The sequence below is a fragment of the Tolypothrix sp. FACHB-123 genome (assembly GCF_014697075.1).
GTDB lineage: Bacteria > Cyanobacteriota > Cyanobacteriia > Cyanobacteriales > Nostocaceae > Aulosira.
In genome coordinates this window covers 11,907-29,724 of record NZ_JACJRE010000035.1, presented here as the reverse complement: position 1 = coordinate 29,724, position 17,818 = coordinate 11,907, and the positions used below count along the sequence as shown (strand labels likewise).

General features: G+C 41.3%; 19 protein-coding genes. 10 read left to right on the top strand and 9 right to left on the bottom strand.

What is annotated here, in order from left to right; all coding sequences use genetic code 11:
- Nucleotides 1-84: 84 nt before the first annotated feature.
- The 3 genes from H6G41_RS21515 to H6G41_RS21505 all read right to left on the bottom strand — a co-directional run bounded on the left by H6G41_RS21515 (nucleotide 85) and on the right by H6G41_RS21505 (nucleotide 2,135).
- On the bottom strand, nucleotides 85-672 hold the full coding sequence (locus H6G41_RS21515; RefSeq protein ID WP_190748427.1) for a Crp/Fnr family transcriptional regulator: 588 nt from the start codon (nucleotides 670-672) through the stop codon (nucleotides 85-87).
- 312 nt (nucleotides 673-984) lie between these two features.
- Nucleotides 985-1,620: a histidine phosphatase family protein gene (locus tag H6G41_RS21510; RefSeq protein WP_190748425.1), complete on the bottom strand. Its 636-nt coding sequence runs from the start codon at nucleotides 1,618-1,620 to the stop codon at nucleotides 985-987.
- Between the two features lie 143 nt (nucleotides 1,621-1,763).
- Complete coding sequence (locus H6G41_RS21505; protein ID WP_190748497.1) at nucleotides 1,764-2,135, bottom strand: hypothetical protein; 372 nt, start codon at nucleotides 2,133-2,135, stop codon at nucleotides 1,764-1,766.
- Nucleotides 2,136-2,524: 389 nt separating this feature from the next.
- On the opposite strand from H6G41_RS21505, the gene H6G41_RS21500 reads away from it, so the two are divergent.
- The 5 genes from H6G41_RS21500 (at nucleotide 2,525) to H6G41_RS21480 (ending at nucleotide 7,427) form a co-directional block, all read left to right on the top strand.
- A complete protein-coding gene (locus H6G41_RS21500) occupies nucleotides 2,525-3,934 on the top strand; it encodes a carotenoid oxygenase family protein (protein WP_199316249.1) in 1,410 nt (469 codons plus the stop codon).
- Nucleotides 3,935-4,425: 491 nt separating this feature from the next.
- Complete coding sequence (locus tag H6G41_RS21495) at nucleotides 4,426-4,641, top strand: RRXRR domain-containing protein (RefSeq protein WP_190748423.1); 216 nt, start codon at nucleotides 4,426-4,428, stop codon at nucleotides 4,639-4,641.
- Nucleotides 4,642-4,839: 198 nt separating this feature from the next.
- Entirely contained in the window at nucleotides 4,840-5,601 is a 762-nt protein-coding gene (locus tag H6G41_RS21490; RefSeq protein ID WP_190748421.1) for a class II aldolase/adducin family protein, read from the top strand.
- A 96-nt stretch (nucleotides 5,602-5,697) separates the two neighbouring features.
- Nucleotides 5,698-6,486: an SDR family oxidoreductase gene (locus tag H6G41_RS21485; protein WP_190748419.1), complete on the top strand. Its 789-nt coding sequence runs from the start codon at nucleotides 5,698-5,700 to the stop codon at nucleotides 6,484-6,486.
- 395 nt (nucleotides 6,487-6,881) lie between these two features.
- Nucleotides 6,882-7,427, top strand: a complete 546-nt coding sequence (locus H6G41_RS21480) for a DUF1349 domain-containing protein (protein ID WP_190748492.1) — start codon at nucleotides 6,882-6,884, stop codon at nucleotides 7,425-7,427.
- Between the two features lie 137 nt (nucleotides 7,428-7,564).
- On the opposite strand, the gene H6G41_RS21475 is transcribed toward H6G41_RS21480, so the two are convergent.
- Nucleotides 7,565-8,098: a GNAT family N-acetyltransferase gene (locus tag H6G41_RS21475; RefSeq protein ID WP_190748418.1), complete on the bottom strand. Its 534-nt coding sequence runs from the start codon at nucleotides 8,096-8,098 to the stop codon at nucleotides 7,565-7,567.
- A 208-nt stretch (nucleotides 8,099-8,306) separates the two neighbouring features.
- Between H6G41_RS21475 and H6G41_RS21470 the strand changes: the two genes are divergently transcribed.
- A complete protein-coding gene (locus H6G41_RS21470) occupies nucleotides 8,307-8,918 on the top strand; it encodes a class I SAM-dependent methyltransferase (RefSeq protein WP_190748415.1) in 612 nt (203 codons plus the stop codon).
- 363 nt (nucleotides 8,919-9,281) lie between these two features.
- Entirely contained in the window at nucleotides 9,282-9,485 is a 204-nt protein-coding gene (locus tag H6G41_RS21465) for a hypothetical protein (protein ID WP_190748413.1), read from the top strand.
- A gap of 363 nt (nucleotides 9,486-9,848) precedes the next feature.
- Here H6G41_RS21465 and ald read toward each other — a convergent pair whose 3' ends face one another.
- Nucleotides 9,849-10,940 (bottom strand): alanine dehydrogenase, encoded by a 1,092-nt coding sequence (gene ald / locus H6G41_RS21460; RefSeq protein ID WP_190748411.1) that lies wholly within the window; start codon nucleotides 10,938-10,940, stop codon nucleotides 9,849-9,851.
- 412 nt (nucleotides 10,941-11,352) lie between these two features.
- Here ald and H6G41_RS21455 point away from each other — a divergent pair, with 412 nt between their 5' ends.
- The 3 genes from H6G41_RS21455 to H6G41_RS21445 all read left to right on the top strand — a co-directional run bounded on the left by H6G41_RS21455 (nucleotide 11,353) and on the right by H6G41_RS21445 (nucleotide 13,448).
- Nucleotides 11,353-11,523: a chlorophyll a/b-binding protein gene (locus tag H6G41_RS21455; RefSeq protein WP_096647654.1), complete on the top strand. Its 171-nt coding sequence runs from the start codon at nucleotides 11,353-11,355 to the stop codon at nucleotides 11,521-11,523.
- A 331-nt stretch (nucleotides 11,524-11,854) separates the two neighbouring features.
- On the top strand, nucleotides 11,855-12,151 hold the full coding sequence (locus tag H6G41_RS21450; RefSeq protein ID WP_190748409.1) for a hypothetical protein: 297 nt from the start codon (nucleotides 11,855-11,857) through the stop codon (nucleotides 12,149-12,151).
- Between the two features lie 292 nt (nucleotides 12,152-12,443).
- Nucleotides 12,444-13,448, top strand: a complete 1,005-nt coding sequence (locus H6G41_RS21445; protein WP_190748490.1) for a WD40 repeat domain-containing protein — start codon at nucleotides 12,444-12,446, stop codon at nucleotides 13,446-13,448.
- Between the two features lie 155 nt (nucleotides 13,449-13,603).
- Here the strand turns inward: H6G41_RS21445 and H6G41_RS21440 are convergent, their stop codons facing one another.
- From H6G41_RS21440 to psaB, 4 genes are all read right to left on the bottom strand, one after another.
- Nucleotides 13,604-14,071, bottom strand: coding sequence for a hypothetical protein (locus tag H6G41_RS21440; RefSeq protein ID WP_190748407.1), 468 nt, complete (start codon nucleotides 14,069-14,071; stop codon nucleotides 13,604-13,606).
- Nucleotides 14,065-14,634 (bottom strand): hypothetical protein, encoded by a 570-nt coding sequence (locus H6G41_RS35270; protein WP_242037998.1) that lies wholly within the window; start codon nucleotides 14,632-14,634, stop codon nucleotides 14,065-14,067. Before H6G41_RS35270 ends, H6G41_RS21440 begins: the two co-directional genes overlap by 7 nt.
- An 11-nt stretch (nucleotides 14,635-14,645) precedes the next feature.
- Nucleotides 14,646-15,329, bottom strand: a complete 684-nt coding sequence (locus tag H6G41_RS21430; protein ID WP_190748405.1) for a hypothetical protein — start codon at nucleotides 15,327-15,329, stop codon at nucleotides 14,646-14,648.
- Nucleotides 15,330-15,564: 235 nt separating this feature from the next.
- Entirely contained in the window at nucleotides 15,565-17,790 is a 2,226-nt protein-coding gene (psaB, locus tag H6G41_RS21425) for a photosystem I core protein PsaB (protein WP_190748403.1), read from the bottom strand.
- Nucleotides 17,791-17,818: the final 28 nt, after the last annotated feature.

Here is a 17,818-nt window from a genome sequence, read left to right as displayed (position 1 = left end):
CGTTACTGAGTTGTCAGTGGTCAAAAGTCACCAGTCAACAATCAACAGTCAACAGTCAACGGTCAACAGTCAACGGTCAACAATTTAAATTTCGTAATACCAAATATCTTCTTCTCGTAGCACAATCCGATGTAAGGAAAGGCGATCGATTAAGCCTTCCTGCTCAAACTGTCCCAAAATCCGCGTGATGGTGACGCGAGTGGAACCTAAAATTTCTGCTAAGTCTTCATGAGTGAGACGCATATCGATTAAACGTCCTTGTTCAACTTGTAAACCAAACTTTTTCGATAACCATGCCAATAATTTAAGTAACATGGTATCTACCTTTTTGTAGCTACGAATCACCATCAACTCTTCAGCTTGTTGAATGTGATTCAACAAAGTCTGTGTTGGTTGCTCCCATTCTTCTATGGGTAAGATTCTCGCCTCTACTTTAGTCAAGCATTCCATTTGATATGGTTGTAGCCGAGACAAGCTGCTGCCAACAATGTCATCTGGCCCCCACAAGCCTAAAGCGACAGTGGTACCATCTTCTAAATATGTAAAAGTCCGCACAAAGCCTGAATCAATTTGCCACAGAAGGCTTTGATGTTCTGGTAAGAACGCCCTACGTGTAAAAATCTGTTTGGTATTTTTACTGACTTTACTAGTAACAACAGAGTATAGAGCCATTAGTTGTATAATACTGTTTTTCGATAAACTAACAGTAGTATATAGATATTAGGTTATCTGAGTCTACGGTATTTTTATCGCTTAACCGTAAAATATTGGCGATCGCATTCTTACTTTAAATGGAGGCACAATGTAGGGTGTTTTGTCGCCAAGCGCCGCACCATCAAAAATTAAAACAGGTATGAGGAATGCTGTGCCATTATTTACAGATAAATTGCCGTAATTGAGAATATTTTGCTAGTATTTGGCTAATAGTTCAGCAATTTCGCTCATGACTGAGGCAGATACCTGAAATACCTGTATGTGGGTAATTTACGTTCCTGGTAAATTTCGTAAATGCTCATCCAAATGTGTCCGATCTGCCATAGAACGCAACAAGGGGCCGTGAGAGCTAAATTCTACAACACTCACAGAAGCAACTGGGCAACCGATACGATAACGGAAGCGTCCTACATCAATACCTAACAGACTGCACAAAATAATTCTGATAGTTGCTTTATGGGAAACCACTAAAACATTGCCACTCGTGTAAAGCTGTTTAATTTCTTCGACTACCTGCATAGCCCGATAAGCTATGGTAATTGCCATTTCTCCACCCGTTGGCGCATACCATGCGGGATCGGCAGACCAACGCAGATAATCATCGTGAAATTCTTGGTTAATGACTTCCGGTGGTTTTCCTTCCCATTTGCCATAATTAATTTCTTTTAAACCATCCCGCATTTCTGGTTGAATATTTAGCGCTGCACATAGTGGTGCTGCTGTCAACACAGTTCGCCGCATCGGACTAGAAAAAACTGCTCTCCAAGGAGTAGAACTGTAAGCCTTGGCAAAAGCTTCTGCCATCGCCAAACCCTCAGGTGTGAGTTCCGAGTCTAGCGAACCGCAAAAGGCATTATTGCGACTGCATTCAGTTTGTCCGTGACGGAGGAAATAAAGAGTTGTCATTTGTTAGTTGTCACTGGGCATTGGGCACTTGTGCTGAGCGAAGTCGTACCCGTTCCGGGAAGCAAGCTACGCGAAGCGTCTCGAAGAGAAGTATTGGGCATTGGGCATTGCTATTTCTCCCTTTCCTTGTCTTCCCCATCTTCTCACCCTGTCGCCTGGGGAATTTGCTGCTGAATCCGCGTTTTTAACTCCGCCATCAAATCTTCTCCACTGCGTCGCGCTTCCCACGGGCCATAGTAGCGTGCGCCGATGTTCCACTGTCCTTGGATATAATCTTCATTTTCTGAAAGGGTGCCAATGTATTTAATGGGAGCAGGGGAGGTAATTAAATAGCGTTTGGTAAAGCTAATACTGCGCCCATTTACTTCGCCACTAATTTGGGCTTCGCCTAAGTAATTGTCATCTAAAATCGAGCCACTAAGAGCATTGCCACTTTGAACGAATACTGCTTCAAAGCGGCTAGGGACTCCTTGTTGCCAATAGGTTCCTAGCCAAGTACCATTCAGGTCAGCCATGAGATTCTTCCCGTACTTATATTCCATTTAAGGGTATTCCCATGTCAGAGAACGTAAATATTAAAACTTTGAAAAACTAAAGCTGGGATCGCTAGTTTAGGGAATTGGGCATTGGGCATTGGGCATGGGGCATTGGTGATGATTGATCTTTCTATTCTGCTTCCTTGTCGCCCTTATCCTCCTTCCCTTCCTTTGTCCTCAAAAAAACCTAAACTAATGTGCGTTTAAATTGTATGACTACTAACAAAGGCTGTTGACAGTCAACGGTTAACAGTCAACACTCAACAGCCGTCACGATGGATTGTATAACTTAAAAGCAGAATATCCTACCTTGATAATGCGATCGCTAAAATATATGGGTCACATTGCCGCGATCGCGTTTGCTCCTTATGACAAGTAACATAATTTCTAGCACAGCAGTTAATCCATATCTTAATGGTAATTTTGCACCAGTGCGTGAAGAAATCGCTACAGATACTTTGCAGGTATTTGGGGAATTACCACTAGATTTATCGGGGATGTTTGTCCGCAATGGCCCTAATCCCCAATGGCCGCCTATTGGTAAGTATCATTGGTTTGATGGCGATGGCATGTTACATGGCGTACAAATTAGCGAAGGTAAAGCTACTTATCGCAATCGTTATGTGCAAACTAGGGGATGGAAAATTGAGCAAGAAGCAGGTAAGGCTATCTGGAGTGGATTTTTAGAACCACCACAAATGGATAACCCCCACGGTGCTTATAAAAATACTGGGAATACGGCGTTAATTTGGCATGGTGGGCAAATGTTGGCGCTGAATGAAGGCGGCGCACCTCACGCGATTAAAGTTCCGCAGTTAGAAACAATTGGCGAATACACTTACAATGACAAGCTGGTATCTGCTTTTACCGCTCATCCTAAAGTAGACCCAGTCACAGGCGAGATGATGTTTTTTGGTTACTCCTTCGCGCCGCCATATCTGCAATACAGTATAGTTTCCGCTGTGGGCGAGTTATTACAAACGGTGCCTATTGATTTGCCTGTGCCAGTGATGATGCATGATTTTGCCATCACCAAAAACTATAGTATTTTTCTGGATTTACCAATAACTCTCAGCGTTGAACGGGCACAGCGTGGTGAACCGATGCTGATGTTTGAGCGCGATCGCCCTAGTCGTTTTGGTATTGTCCCCCGTTACGGTAATAACAGTAATATCCGCTGGTTTGAAAGTTCGCCCTGTTACATTTTCCATGTTCTCAATGCTTACGAAATCGGCGATGAAGTTGTACTTATAGCCTGTCGCATGAGTTCCACTACTATTTTAGCTACTGAAGAAAACCCCACCGATCCAGATGCTAATATTCCTCGCTTACATGAATGGCGATTTAACCTGAGAACTGGGACAGTTAGGGAACAGCAATTAAATGATGTGCCTGCGGAATTTCCCCGGATCAACGAAAGCTTTGTTGGGCTGCCAACGCGATATGGCTATGCAGGTAAGATGGCGAATAGTCCCTTACCTTTATTTGATGGTCTAATTAAATACGACCTCAACAGTGGGAAAGCCCAAACCCATGAATATGGACAAGGACGCTATGGTGGCGAAGCTGTATTTGCGCCTCGTCCTGGTGCAACTGCTGAGGATGATGGCTGGCTAATAACCTTTGTTTACGATGAAGGTTCAGGTACATCAGAATTAGTGATAGTAAATGCTCAAGATGTCAGCAGCAAACCTGTAGCGCGAGTAATCATTCCCCAACGAGTACCTTATGGTTTTCACGGTACTTGGATATCAGAAGCACAGTTGAAAGTGTCTTAAGTTTTGGGGATGGGGCATTGGGCATTGCTTATTTCTCCCCTACCCCTCTGCTTCTTTGTCCTCCTTCCCTACCCCCCTAGATTGTTAAGTTTTGTTTAGAAATTTAGGCGCAAAAGTAAAAAACCTTTGCATATCTACAAAACTTAATATTTTCTCATTTATAGCAGACTCTAATATATATAAAACTGGCGATCGCTTGACACAGAAGTATTTAGAAATAATTATCCCAGGTGCAGATTTAGCAAAATTTTCTAGACACCAGCCGAATTATGATTAATGAATTAGTAGCAAAATTTAATGTGGATAACTATGGTATCAGAGTAAATACTATACTGATTTGAAGATTGCATCTTCTACAAGACGCGATCGCCTATATTCACCATCTAATTACCTAACACTAAAAACAAACGTCAACAGCAGCACCAACAATAGATGGATGTTGCATTGTTAAACGAACACCTGATAATTATTGCCTTGGTAATTTAGCCATAATGACTAAAGTTTTTATTCTTGATGCCAACAGACTACCTTTATCTCCCATACACCTTAGTCATGCCAGAAAGCTGCTGTCAAAAGGACAAGCTACTGTATTCCGGCGATATCCATTTACAATTATCTTAAAGGAATCCCTAAGTTATTCCAGATTGGAGCAACTAGGCATAAAGACCGATGGTGCTAATCAAAAAAATAGCGTCCAGCGTACATAACATTTACTTTCACAATAGTACAAAAGCCTAAATAAACATTTTTTAATGCCCGCTAAAGGCAAGAAAATCGCTATTGATGCCGATTGCTTGTTTTGGCATCGAATTTATAGATGATGTTGCACTACAAGATATGGGAACCATTGTCAAAAGACTAATGGTTACTTGCTAGTGGTTGCTGGAAACTTTAGGAAAAATAATATGCGTAAATTAGAGAAACCCAAACCTCCCGTATTTGAGCAAGTTGAAGATGAACGCTTACACCGCAAGCAACGCCTAGCCGCAGCTTTTCGCTTGTTTGCCAAGCTGGGATTTAACGAAACTCCAAATGGTCATATTACAGTCCGCGATCCACAATTGATCGACCACTTTTGGATCAACCCACAGGGGTTAGATTTTAGTGAAATTCGAGTTTCTAATTTAATATTGGTAAATCACAACGGTGATGTAGTTCAAGGCAATAGCCCGGTAAATCGAGACACTTTTACCATTCATTCCCATATTCTGCAAGCTCGACCTGATGCGATCGCTACAGTTTACACCCACTCTGTGTATGGTAAAGCTTGGTCTAGTTTAGGTCGTCTACTTGACCCACTAAATCAAGATGCTTGTGCTTTCTATGAAGATCATAGCGTTTTTGATGACTACATAGGCGATTTACTAGATATAGCCGAAATTAAAAGAATTCCCGAAATCTTAGGTCATCGAAAAGCTGTAATTTTGCGCAATCATGGAATGCTTACCGTCGGTCGTTCTGTAGATGAAGCTAGTTGGTGGTTTATTAACTTAGAACGCTCAAGCCAAGCACAACTGTTAGCTGAAGCTGCGGGTAAACCTAAGATTATTGGACATGAGACTGCACGCCTAACACAAACCCAAGTAGGTACGCCTTTTAATGGCTGGTGTTGCTTTCAGCCACTCTATCAGCGGATGGTACGCGAACAACCAGATTTACTTGATTAGTGCAGTAAGTAAGTAAATAAATTATCATCAGGACTTCAATCCTGAATCTTCAAAATTATCTCCCATTCTTATAAATAAATTTCTCAGACCGAAGATATGGATTTACAACTGAATAACAAAATAGTTTTAGTCACAGCCGCTAGCAAAGGACTGGGTAAAGCCACAGCCAAGCAATTTGCCCGTGAAGGTGCAAAAGTAGCTATTTGCGCCCGCAGTGAATTAGTTGACAACACTGCTGCGGAAATTGCTGGTGAAACAGGTGCAGAAGTAATTGCTATGCGTGCAGATGTTACTCAACCAGCAGAAATTGAACAAGTAATTAATGCAACAGTCAATAAATTTGGCGGCTTAGATATTCTCGTTACTAATGCTGGGGGGCCGCCTGCCGGCACATTTGATGATATTGATCTAGCAAAGTGGGAAGCCGCAATTAATCTTAATTTGCTCAGTGCAGTTAACTTAGTAAAATCTGCTTTGCCTTATTTACGCCAATCTCGCAACGCGGCGATTCTGACTATTACCTCAACTTCTACTAAGCAACCAGTTCAAAATTTAATTTTATCTAATTCCCTTCGGCTAGCAGTGATTGGCTTAACTAAAACACTCAGCCAAGAATTAGGTAACGATAAAATCCGCGTTAATAGTATCTTACCCGGCTGGACATATACAGAGCGAGTAGAAGAATTAATCAACGCCCGCATTACCAAAAATGGCACAACAAAAGAAGCAGAAATTGCAGCTATCAATGCCAATAATCCCTTAAGTCGCATGGGTACTCCAGAGGAATTTGCTAACGTTGCTGTATTTCTTTGTTCTCCCGTGGCTTCATATGTCAATGGAGTAATGCTGCAAGTTGACGGTGGAAGTAACGCCGGCATATTTTAATTATCAAGGCGCAACTTACCTAGATGCACTGCGATCTGGGTTGGTGAGTTGAGACGCGATCAATATTGCTATTGCGATCGCTATAAAAAGCAGGTAAACAAATATCAAAGACTCATTCACGAGCTTCCGAGCCTCATTAATGAACTTCCGAGCCTCATTCACGAGCTTCTGAGCCTCATTCACGAGCTTCTGAGCCTCATTCACGAGCTTCCGAGCCTCATTCACGAGCTTCCGAGCCTCATTCACGAGCTTCTGAGCCTCATTCACGAGTTATACCAATTTGAAAAAAGAATGCAAAATACCGCGTATTTCAGGTAAATGGTGTACGCAGGTAAGAGCATAGTACTGCCATGCCTTTACAATTATCTGTACCTCACCAACTTGCAATCGGCTTTATGAACTCAATGAAATGGTATAACGAACCTCCTGCATGGCATAAAAAGGCAGAATCTATTCATGTTAGTGCAGGTGCTAAAACTGATTTTTGGCAAAAGACTCACTATAATTTCATGCGTGATAATGGCAACTTCTACTATCAGGAAGTTACAGGTGATTTTACAGTTGAAGTCAAAATTATAGGCGAGTATCAGGCATTATATGACCAAGCTGGGTTGATGATTCGGGAAAATGAAAATATTTGGCTCAAATGCGGAATTGAGTATGTTGAAGAAGTACAAAATGTTAGTGCAGTAGTCACAAGAGATTACTCTGATTGGTCAGTAATTCCCCTATCAAAACCACCAGTTGCACTTTGTCTCCGGGTACAGCGTCGTGCAGAAACTGTAGAAGTACAATATTCGCTAGATAATGAGAATTATCAAATGCTGCGATTGGCATATCTTACCCAGACTGAAACATTACAAGTAGGAATAATGTGCGCCTCACCTCAGGGAGAAGGTTTTTCAGTTACCTTTGAGAATTTTAAAATAGTTGTGAAATAAGTAAATAAATTTATTCGCTAATTTATCCCATCAATCAATTTAAATATGCTTAAGGGTATTCAATGCCCAGCATATAGCGATCCTATTTCAGTGGTGAAAAATATCGGTTTTGGCTGTTGACTGTTAACTGTCAACGGTTAACAGTCAACCACCCTACATGTATTAGATTTATACAGCCGATATTCAACTGTATGTAAAAGCTTGCCACCTAAATTAATTTTGTCATACTCTGCGGCAATTATTCCCCCCAAAGATTCAGGAATTTTCTGACTAGGAATATTACGTTTATCCACTGGATAACGCAAATATTCATAATTTAAATTTTGTTCTGCCCATGCTTTAAGTATAGAAATTGCTTCTCTTCCATAATAATTGCCATGTGCATATTTTTTCGTCCATATTCCTAACTCAGGTGTATTTGTATTGATATCATGTAACCCAATACAACCGATAAATTCTTTCGTCTCTTTGAGTAAAATTACTAATACTAAATTAGTACCTTTTTCTAGCTCTTTCATTGATTGATTAATAAATTGATCAGTTTGGGCAATATCTGCTGAGGAAACTGCATAGGTATACTCAGTGATTTCTGGTGTAAACTCCTGAAATATGATTTCTCTATATGCGGGTGAGATAGGTACTAAAATTAGACGTTTACTTTCAATTTGCATATTTATGTATTAAATAAAATCGAGTTTAACTATCAACCCAATCAGCAACTTGACTTGCTTATAGTTACAGTAAGACTATGCATATAAAAATACTTCGTCCAAGTGATTCACCCCGTTAGGTGAATCTTTTGGATGTAGCACAGCACAGCAGCAGTAGGTGAAACTAACGCTACTATTAATTGCAATTGCTTGATTGGAGGTATAGTCAATGGGTTTCTATTCACAGGTTATCGCTCCACGACTTATAGATGCAGCCATGTCTAGTCCTACATTGTCTGCATATCGTCGAGAAATTTTAGCAGATGTCACCGGAGAAGTGTTAGAAATTGGCTTTGGTTCTGGGGTAAACCTGTCTTACTACCCAGAACATCTGCAAAAGCTAATTACAATCGATGCTAATGCGGGAATAAATAAGTTAGCTCAAAAACGTATTCAATCTTCTTCTATTCAAGTTGATAATCGAGTTCTCAGTGGAGAGGATTTACCAATGGCTGATAACATTTTTGATACTGTCGTCAGTACTTTTTGTTTATGTAGTATTTCCCAGGTTACTCAAGCTATTAATGAAATTCATCGGGTTCTCAAACCAGGTGGAAGATACTTTTTTTTGGAACATGGATTAAGTGATGAGGCAAATATTCAAGTTTGGCAAAATCGCCTGAACCCCCTCAGCAAAGCAATTGGTGATGGTTGCAACATCAACCGCAATATCAGACAGTTAGTTGCAGCACAGTTTGCTAATTTGACAGTTGAGCAATTTTATATTCCCAAAATACCAAAAATCTCAGGATATTTATATAAAGGTGTTGCCGTTAAATAGCAATATTTCAGGCAGAGTTTTTGTACGAAATTGTGCCTAATTAGCCTAAATTCGTCGAAGACATTCCCGTTCGCCGTCAGGCGTTCTCGTACGACGTTGGGCGAAGCCCTTCCCGTAGGGTAGTCGTTCCCGAAGAATAGAGTAGGGTAAGTGGGCTTTGTTTGTTCGCCTGATATTTCAGCTTCAAGGGGAATATAGCGCCACCTGACATGGAATTGATATCAAGAGCTTGTCCAGCAACAACATCTTGGGAAAACTACTAATCATCAGGGATTCCGTAGAGATACCAATGTCAAACTTTGCCAAAACTTGTTATTTTAACAACAGTTATTTATATAAATCCCAAAAATTTTATTCAAGAATATGCTAACTACTGCCACTTCAAGCCAAATGCAGTTAGAAACAGTCTTAGAGCATATATTTGCTATTCGTAGAATTACCCGTCACGATCAGCAGCTTTTGATGTCAACACTGCTATCTAAAGAAGATTTGAACGAACAAGAAAGATTGCAAATTAGTCGAGTTTTTGATGCTTTACAGCGCGGTTTGATTAAAGTAGTTGATTAATAATTTGTGTAACTTGGAAGGAATTGAGCCATAGCAAAATTATTGAATGCTGCTACAATGATTTATTCTAATAATTTAAAGTAAACAAAACAGCGATCGCCAACCTACAGTTAATCCCAATTATCGAAAATCAAATAATAGATGTAATTTTCGCCAGTATTACTGCATCTGAGTTTCTGAATTACAAATGGCGATTGGTATAAAATATAATCAGAATATTAGGCGATCTCTCTCATACACCAAAATTTACCAGATACGAAACCTCGTATCTGGTAAATTAATTTGGTAAATTAGGTATAAAAATTACACCTGTAATCCCTAAGTAAATACAAACTTTCTCTAAATATCAAGTTTGTTATGGTCTTAGCTTACCAAGTCCGGGAATACTTCCTGTACAGCGGGATGCACTAAGCGATGATTTTGCACATTTACACCCTTAGCCAATGCAGGGTTAACATCTAACGCTTTAATGCCCAAGTTTGCTAACTGTACAACATAGGGTAAGGTACTGTTATTCAGTGCTTGGGTGGCTGTCCAAGGTACTGCACCAGGCATATTAGGAACGCCATAATGCACAACTCCTTCTTCCACATACACTGGATTTGTGTGGCTGGTAGTGTGTAAAGTTTCTACACAACCGCCTTGATCGACAGCAACATCCACAATTACAGAACCAGGACGCATCTTTTGTACCAATTCGCGGGATACTAATATTGGTGCCCTACGTCCTGGCACTAAAACTGCACCAACAAGCAAATCAGCTTCTTTAACTGCGGCTTCTATATGAGCAGAGTTGCTGTAAAGTAATTCAACTCTAGAGCCAAATAGGGTTTCTAGGTAAGATAAGCGCTCGACATTTACATCTAAAATTTGCACGATCGCTCCCATACCTACAGCGATTTTAGCGGCTTCTGTCCCCACAACGCCGCCGCCTAAAATCACTACTTTACCCGGTTTCACTCCCGGAACCCCGCCCAAAAGAACGCCTCTCCCGCCTTTATGGCGTTCTAAATAAGTTGCACCAAATTGTACGGATAACCGTCCTGCAATTATGCTCATGGGTGTGAGCAAAGGTAATTTATTTGCACCAGGTTGTTCTACGGTTTCATAGGCGATCGCACAAGTGCCACAATCAATTAAATGTTCCGTCAATTTGCGATCGGCTGCCAGATGCAGATAAGTAAACAATATCTGCCCTTTTTGTAGAAATTGATACTCTGCTGCTTGTGGTTCTTTAACCTTAATCGTTAGTTCTCTGTTCCATGCCAATTCTGCTTTAGGAACAATCTCAGCCCCAGCAGCTATGTAGTCATCATCCGTAAATCCACCGCCAATACCTGCTTGTGTCTGCACGAAAATAGCATGACCATTTTCTTTTAATACTCGTACGCTTGAAGGACTCAACCCAACACGAAACTCTTGATCCTTGGTTTCCTTAGGAACGCCGATTTCCATTTATAGCCTCTGATAAATTGTGGTTACACTTTAGCCTGCCAGTAATCGACTGGCTACTTCCGTATTCAGGATTGCTAACTAAATTGCTCTTGTGTTTTTTAACTTCCATTACGGTGCGACCAAGTCTTACCCTTGACTATTGCCCTAGTCTTTCTAAAATATATAAAGAATAATAAAAAATTGTAAACTTCTGTTTACATGGGGTCGTCCCCCAAAGCTGCTGCTTGGTTACTAAAGCAATGTAGCTTGAGTTCCTAGCAGAGCAAGTCAGTTCCACACCAAAGGAAGTTCTAATGTCTGAAGGCTAGTCACAATGGTGCTAAGTTGAAGACAACTCAGCAAACAGTCGCAACGTCTACAGACTTTTCACGACCAATTTCGTTTGCCGAATATAAGAGAGGAATTGTTAATGATGACACAACCAAAGCCAACTGTTACACCCAAACTAGAGGAACCAAAGTTAGGCTTTAACGAATATGCCGAACGATTAAATGGTCGAGCAGCAATGATTGGCTTCATCTTAATGGTGGTAATTGAATACGTCACCAATCAAGGCGTGCTATCATGGCTCGGTCTCAAGTAGATCAGCCACAACGCACAAGCATGAAGGTTGTAAGCTAGTAATTAGAAGAGTTCTAACCAGCTGGGTATTCTAGCTGGTTTTAACTTAAGTAATAGATAGCGAAACTACCTCTCAACACTTACCGTCTATGGCTAAGAGATCCAGCAAAAGTGATGAATTTATCCAAAACTTGCAATTCTATGTGCAAGAAGGTAAATTACTACACTTCCTCTCCTACTGAAGATAATTATAATACTTTCAATTTCTTGACTAACTGCACCCAAAGGCAGAGGGATCAAGGAAAGACTTATTTTCTTTGACGAAAAGCCAAACGAAATCAAATTAAACAGTGATGAACGTTATATTTCCTCGTTTTTTGAAGTCATCCTACCGCAAAGAGCCAATCGTTAGTTTATTAATCACAATGGGCGTAGTAGATGCGCTGATTGGTGGTTTAGATGATAGTTGGTCGTTATTTACCTTTGGTTTGGTTACAGCCGGAGTTAGCCTTGGTGTAAAACTCTGGCGCATTCAGCAAAGTCGCCCTTTACCAGAAGAGGAGCCTGTTGTTCAGCATTACCTCCCATCTCGTTCTTCTAGCACGACTTTACCTATGCTGACTGTAACGAAGAAAAAACCACCACAGTAACAATTCAAAATTCAAAAATAAAAGCACAGTACCTTGGTAGGGTAACGTGGTCTTGATGTTCTTCACTGGGAGTTTTCCAAGTGAAGTATTTTGCGTTCGTTGATAGTCATTAGTCCACCCATGCCCAATGCCCAATGCCCAACACCCAACACCTCAGTATACGCTCGGAGGACGGCTGTACGAAAAGTAGAGTACGGTGGCAGCAGGTGTTACAAAATGGGAAACGACAGTGAGCAGTAAGGGAAAAGTTAGAAATTATTCTGTGCTTCGCCCGTATATTGTCTTGGCATTTATGGCTGCTATGACTTTTCCGTCTACAATCTGGCAAGGATTTTCTGAGAAAACTGCTCATGCTGCCGTAGAACCAACAAAGTTACAATCTAGAAGCGATTTTGCTCATCCTCAGTTAATTTACACTCTTCATGGACATGGGGGAACAGTAAAATCTCTAGCTTTTAGTCCGGATAGCAAAATTCTCGCTAGTGGTGGAGCGGAAAATGAAGGTGTAATTCGCCTGTGGAATCTCACAACAGGAAATAGAGTGGGGACGATTCGTAAAGCACATAAAACAGCGGTGGAATCTTTGGTAATTTCCCCCGATGGACAAACCCTTGCCAGCTGTAGTAGTGATTACACAATTAATCTGTGGAATTTAAAAAATCAAAAATTTAAACGTTCTTTTGTGGGACATAGTACTAATGTGCTGTCTTTAGCTGTTTCCCCAGATAATCAAGTTCTCGTCAGCGGCGCAATGGATGGAATTCGCTTATGGGATTTACCACAGCAGCGTCCTTTAGCAACTTTAGCCAGTTTTGGTAATTTAATTCATACCCTTGCAGTTAGCCCTGATGGAAAAACTTTAGCCAGTGGAGACTATCAAGGTGTAGTGAAACTGTGGAACTTAGGTAGCGAAAAATTAATTCGCGCTTATGTCGGACATGTTGATTTAGTCACCACTGTAGCTTTTACCCCAGACGGAAAAAATTTAATTACTGCTAGTCGCGATCGCACTATTAAAATTTGGAATATTTATACTGGCGAACTAGTCCGCACCCTTAAAGGACATAACAACTGGGTAAATGCGATCGCTATTAATCCTGATGGTAAAACTCTTGCTAGTGCTGGTAAAGACGGAATTAAACTGTGGGATTGGACTACAGGCGAGTTAATTACTACACTCAATGAGCATACAGATTGGGTAAGTGCGATCGCTTTTAGCCCCAATGGGCAAATGTTAGCCAGTGGTAGTTTTGATAAACAAATTAAAGTGTGGGGGATTGCACCTAAACTTAATTGAGATATTTATTTAATATATATGAATTCTTGCCCACTCTTTGTTTATCTTTTCCATTAATGTGCTGTCAATTTGAAGAAGGATTTGTACAGATGTAGTACTTTTTCAGCCTCAAATCGTTGAGTTCAAATAATCGAGAAAATCACCAATAATAAAAGTTAAATTGCTCTTCTCATAATGCAGGCAACCTCACCATATCCAGGCTGTCCCGTTAATCCTTGTAAATTATTATGCTCTATATCTTCATCTTGACCAAGCTTACTTGTCCATTTACCACTAGGAAGCTGTCTAGCAACATGCGTCGGTACTTTATTTGAATTAGCATATATTGCTATTTTTTGAAATCCTTCTTCCAAGACATCATTTTCACAGACTTCATAACCAAGTGTTCTAAATGCTTGTTTAAAAGCCTCAATAGTCTCTTCCCTAGGAACACCTGGAGGCCAGTAGTGTAAATTTTGAATATCTGGCCACCACCAATTTTGATCATCCTCTGCTGCCCAACCAACACAGTTGTAGTCAGGTGTATCTGGACTTGTAATGTTATAGCCGTGGGTAATTAAATTGGGATAATCACGTTCAATCCATGATTTTACATTCCTTATCCAAAAATTATTACCTACCACTTATAGCCTTTTCTCCTACCCCAATCCAGCCAAGCCTTTGTCATCTCTTTTGTGTTTCCTTTATACTCTGGAGGTACAGCATCTTCTCTGGTAATAGATTTTAGTGCCCAGAACCATTGTCCAGATTTCTTCTCAAGCTCTTTTAGTAGTAGCGGTATTACCGCTTCACCCATTCCAATAATTTGTTGGTATGCAGGGTGCATTGATATTTGATTAGTAGATGATACTCCTCGGTTTTCTTCACGCCATTGTTTAACAAGCGCTGCAAAAGTATCTTCTATCTCAACTTGTTTAGAAACAGCGTAATATTGGGAACGATTGCCTCGTCCATATTGACGACATTTAGGTTTTTTTAAGGAGAGTAAAGTATCATAGTTATTCTCGTTGCCTATTCTTCGTTTATCCTCTGGATAATTCAAGCCAAACTTAACCTTTGACTTGTTCTTATTAACTACAAATCCATAGTCGCTGACTGAATCAACTAACTGAGAGCGCTTGAAACTCTGTCTCTCTCGAGCTTCCTGAATCCAAGGATTAAGCTTGAGCTTTTCTACTACTGCCATTTTTATAACCTTTACTCCACATCTAGGTAATTCAAATAAGGGATATTTACTCTGCCTAACATTAACTCAATAGCTTTTGCTTTTCTATCTGCTCTATCTAATTGCTCGCGTAATTGTTCTAAATCTATTGAATCCAAAGCGACAAAAAATTCATGTGTCCCATCTAAATCTACATACTCAATTTTCAGCATGTGAACTATTGCGACACCTGCTGGGCCTTTTTCTATGTCCGATTCAAATATGGGACGCATATCTGTCAAAACACGAGAGCGTGTAAACACACGTTCATGATCGCGCACGACGTTTATTGCTTTGGAGGTAACACTAAGTACACCATCAAATTCTAAGAAAGCAGTTAATTTATGCTTAAATTCTTGTTTTTGTTCATCGGAAATATCTAGAAATTCTTCATCATCTCGAACAGACTGACTGAGCCTCTCTACAAGATCCTCTATCGATTCACCAGAGTAGTCTCGAAAATTATATAAAGAAATTAAAGCTTCTACGACATCTATGATTTCTTCTACTGTCAAAGCCTGAACTTTTGACGCAACTGTTGAAGCTAAATCCTCAATCAGCAGCGATGGAGTTGCTTGCTTCAAGGCCGCCATTAATTCATCTACAGTTCTGTTGTCAATGCTTAAGAGTTTCTCGAACCCAGGCTTATATCTGTCTGGGATTTCTAGTTCTGCCATATTTTTCACACCAAATTACAAAAACCTAACATGTAAAGTTACTGCAAACTTTTGTAAGGCTAATAAATTTTCTTTTACAAAACTTTATTTTTGAAATTACTAAAATTCTAGCAAATCTATTGCTTTCACTTCTAGAGGTTATTTACAAGCAAGCAATAGCCAATTTTATACAAGCAAAATCCCCCACTTACAGAGTGGGGGATTTTGTTTAATCACCTACAAACTAGTAGCCAGATCAACCGAACTTACCAGCAGTAGAAGCAATTAGGAACGCTGCGTAGGTTACGAAGTAGCCGACGGTGAAGTGAGCTAGACCAACCAAACGAGCTTGAACGATGGAGAGTGCAACGGGCTTGTCTTTCCAGCGAACTAGGTTAGCTAGAGGAGTGCGCTCGTGTGCCCAAACTAGAGTTTCAATCAACTCTTGCCAGTAACCTCTCCAGGAGATGAGGAACATGAAGCCTGTTGCCCAAACTAGGTGACCGAATAGGAACATCCAAGCCCAAACAGACAGGTTATTAACGCCGTAGGGGTTGTAACCATTGATCAACTGAGCGGAGTTAGCCCAGAGGTAGTCACGGAACCAGCCCATGAGGTAGGTGGAGTTTTCGTTGAACTGAGCAACGTTACCTTGCCAAATACCCAGGTGTTTCCAGTGCCAGTAGAAGGTTAACCAACCTACTGTGTTCAATGCCCAGAACAGAGCTAGATAGAAAGCGTCCCAAGCAGAGATGTCGCAAGTACCGCCACGACCAGGGCCGTCGCAAGGGAATGCATAACCGAAGTCCTTTTTATCGGGCATCAGCTTGGAGCCACGGGCATCCAAAGCACCCTTAACGAGAATCAAGGTGGTGGTGTGCAAGCCTAGAGCGATCGCATGGTGTACCAAGAAATCGCCAGGGCCAATTGTTAAGAAGAGGGAGTTAGTGCCAGAGTTGATGGCATCTAACCAACCAGGTAACCAAACGTTACCGTAGTTGGGGTAAGCTGTGTAGGCTACGCTATCGGGGTTAGACAGTAGAGTATCTAAGCCGTAGAGAACTTTACCATGAGCAGCTTGGATAAACTGAGCAAATACTGGCTCAATTAGGATTTGCTTTTCAGGAGTACCGAAAGCAACTACTACGTCGTTGTGAACGTATAAGCCTAGGGTGTGGAAGCCTAAGAAGAGAGATACCCAGCTGAGGTGGGAGATAATCGCTTCTTTATGCTTGAGAACACGGTCTAGTACGTTACCTTTGTTTTGTTCGGGGTCGTAGTCACGAACCCAGAAGATAGCGCCGTGGGCGAAAGCACCAACCATCAAGAAGATGGCGATGTATTGGTGGTGGGTGTACAACGCTGCCTGTGTGGTGTAATCCTTAGCAATAAATGCATAAGGAGGCAGGGAGTACATGTGCTGTGCTACCAAAGAGGTGATTACACCCAAACAAGCTAGGTGCCAACCTAATTGGAAGTGCAGAGAGTTGTTGTAGGTGTCATATATACCTTGGTGAGGCATATTGAACGGGCCTTCAACAGGCTTGCCAAAGAAAGTTTTGGCATTCATCATTTCTTTGATGCTGTGACCAATACCAAAGTTGGTACGGTACATGTGACCAGCAACAATGAAGAGTACAGCGATCGCCAAGTGGTGGTGAGCAATGTCAGTCAGCCACAGGGATTCTGTTTGGGGATGGAAACCACCTAAGAAAGTCAGGATTGCAGTACCTGCACCTTGGGATGTGCTGAAAACATGACCTGCTGTGTCAGGGTTTTGCGCATAAACACCCCAGTTACCAGTGAAGAAGGGTTGTAACCCTGCTGGGTGGGGAGCGGTGCTGAGGAAGTTGTCCCAACCTACATGCTGTCCGCGAGCTTCAGGGATAGCAACGTGAATTAGGTGACCAGCCCAAGCCAAAGAGCTAACGCCGAACAAACCAGCTAAGTGGTGGTTCAAGCGAGATTCAGCATTCTTGAACCAAGCTAAGCTAGGACGGTACTTGGGTTGCAAGTGTAACCAACCTGCAAACAGTAGTACGGCTGCAAACAGCAGAAGGAAAACTGAACCGGTGTACAGTTCGCTGTTTGTGCGCATACCGATGGTGTACCACCAGTGGTAAACACCAGAGTAAGCAATGTTTACAGGATTACTAGCGCCAGCTTGGGTGAAAGCTTCGATCGCTGGTTTACCGAAGTGGGGATCCCAAATTGCGTGAGCAATGGGGCGGATGTGAATTGGATCTTTGATCCACTCTTCAAAGTTACCTTGCCAGGCTACGTGAAACAGGAGGCTGGAAGCCCACAGGAAGATGATTGCCAAGTGACCGAAGTGAGTAGCGAAAATCTTTTGATAAAGATTTTCTTCTGTCATGCCATCATGGCTTTCAAAGTCGTTGCCTGTAGCGATCGCATACCATATCCGACGAGTAGTCGGGTCCTGTGCGAGATCCTGGCTAAATTTTGGAAATTTTGTTGCCATAGGTTTGATAATTCCTCTGACCTTTAGC

Coding starts and splice junctions, on each gene's coding strand:
- H6G41_RS21445 (WP_190748490.1), top strand. CDS start 12,444: ATGGCTGCTATGACTTTTCCGTCTACAATCTGGCAAGGATTTTCTGAG.
- ald (WP_190748411.1), bottom strand. CDS start 10,940: ATGGAAATCGGCGTTCCTAAGGAAACCAAGGATCAAGAGTTTCGTGTT.
- H6G41_RS21480 (WP_190748492.1), top strand. CDS start 6,882: ATGAACTCAATGAAATGGTATAACGAACCTCCTGCATGGCATAAAAAG.
- H6G41_RS21515 (WP_190748427.1), bottom strand. CDS start 672: ATGGCTCTATACTCTGTTGTTACTAGTAAAGTCAGTAAAAATACCAAA.
- H6G41_RS21510 (WP_190748425.1), bottom strand. CDS start 1,620: ATGACAACTCTTTATTTCCTCCGTCACGGACAAACTGAATGCAGTCGC.
- H6G41_RS21490 (WP_190748421.1), top strand. CDS start 4,840: ATGCGTAAATTAGAGAAACCCAAACCTCCCGTATTTGAGCAAGTTGAA.
- H6G41_RS21505 (WP_190748497.1), bottom strand. CDS start 2,135: ATGGCTGACCTGAATGGTACTTGGCTAGGAACCTATTGGCAACAAGGA.
- H6G41_RS21470 (WP_190748415.1), top strand. CDS start 8,307: ATGGGTTTCTATTCACAGGTTATCGCTCCACGACTTATAGATGCAGCC.
- H6G41_RS21485 (WP_190748419.1), top strand. CDS start 5,698: ATGGATTTACAACTGAATAACAAAATAGTTTTAGTCACAGCCGCTAGC.
- H6G41_RS35270 (WP_242037998.1), bottom strand. CDS start 14,634: ATGGCAGTAGTAGAAAAGCTCAAGCTTAATCCTTGGATTCAGGAAGCT.
- H6G41_RS21475 (WP_190748418.1), bottom strand. CDS start 8,098: ATGCAAATTGAAAGTAAACGTCTAATTTTAGTACCTATCTCACCCGCA.
- H6G41_RS21495 (WP_190748423.1), top strand. CDS start 4,426: ATGACTAAAGTTTTTATTCTTGATGCCAACAGACTACCTTTATCTCCC.
- H6G41_RS21465 (WP_190748413.1), top strand. CDS start 9,282: ATGCTAACTACTGCCACTTCAAGCCAAATGCAGTTAGAAACAGTCTTA.
- psaB (WP_190748403.1), bottom strand. CDS start 17,790: ATGGCAACAAAATTTCCAAAATTTAGCCAGGATCTCGCACAGGACCCG.
- H6G41_RS21500 (WP_199316249.1), top strand. CDS start 2,525: ATGACAAGTAACATAATTTCTAGCACAGCAGTTAATCCATATCTTAAT.
- H6G41_RS21450 (WP_190748409.1), top strand. CDS start 11,855: ATGAACGTTATATTTCCTCGTTTTTTGAAGTCATCCTACCGCAAAGAG.
- H6G41_RS21455 (WP_096647654.1), top strand. CDS start 11,353: ATGACACAACCAAAGCCAACTGTTACACCCAAACTAGAGGAACCAAAG.
- H6G41_RS21430 (WP_190748405.1), bottom strand. CDS start 15,329: ATGGCAGAACTAGAAATCCCAGACAGATATAAGCCTGGGTTCGAGAAA.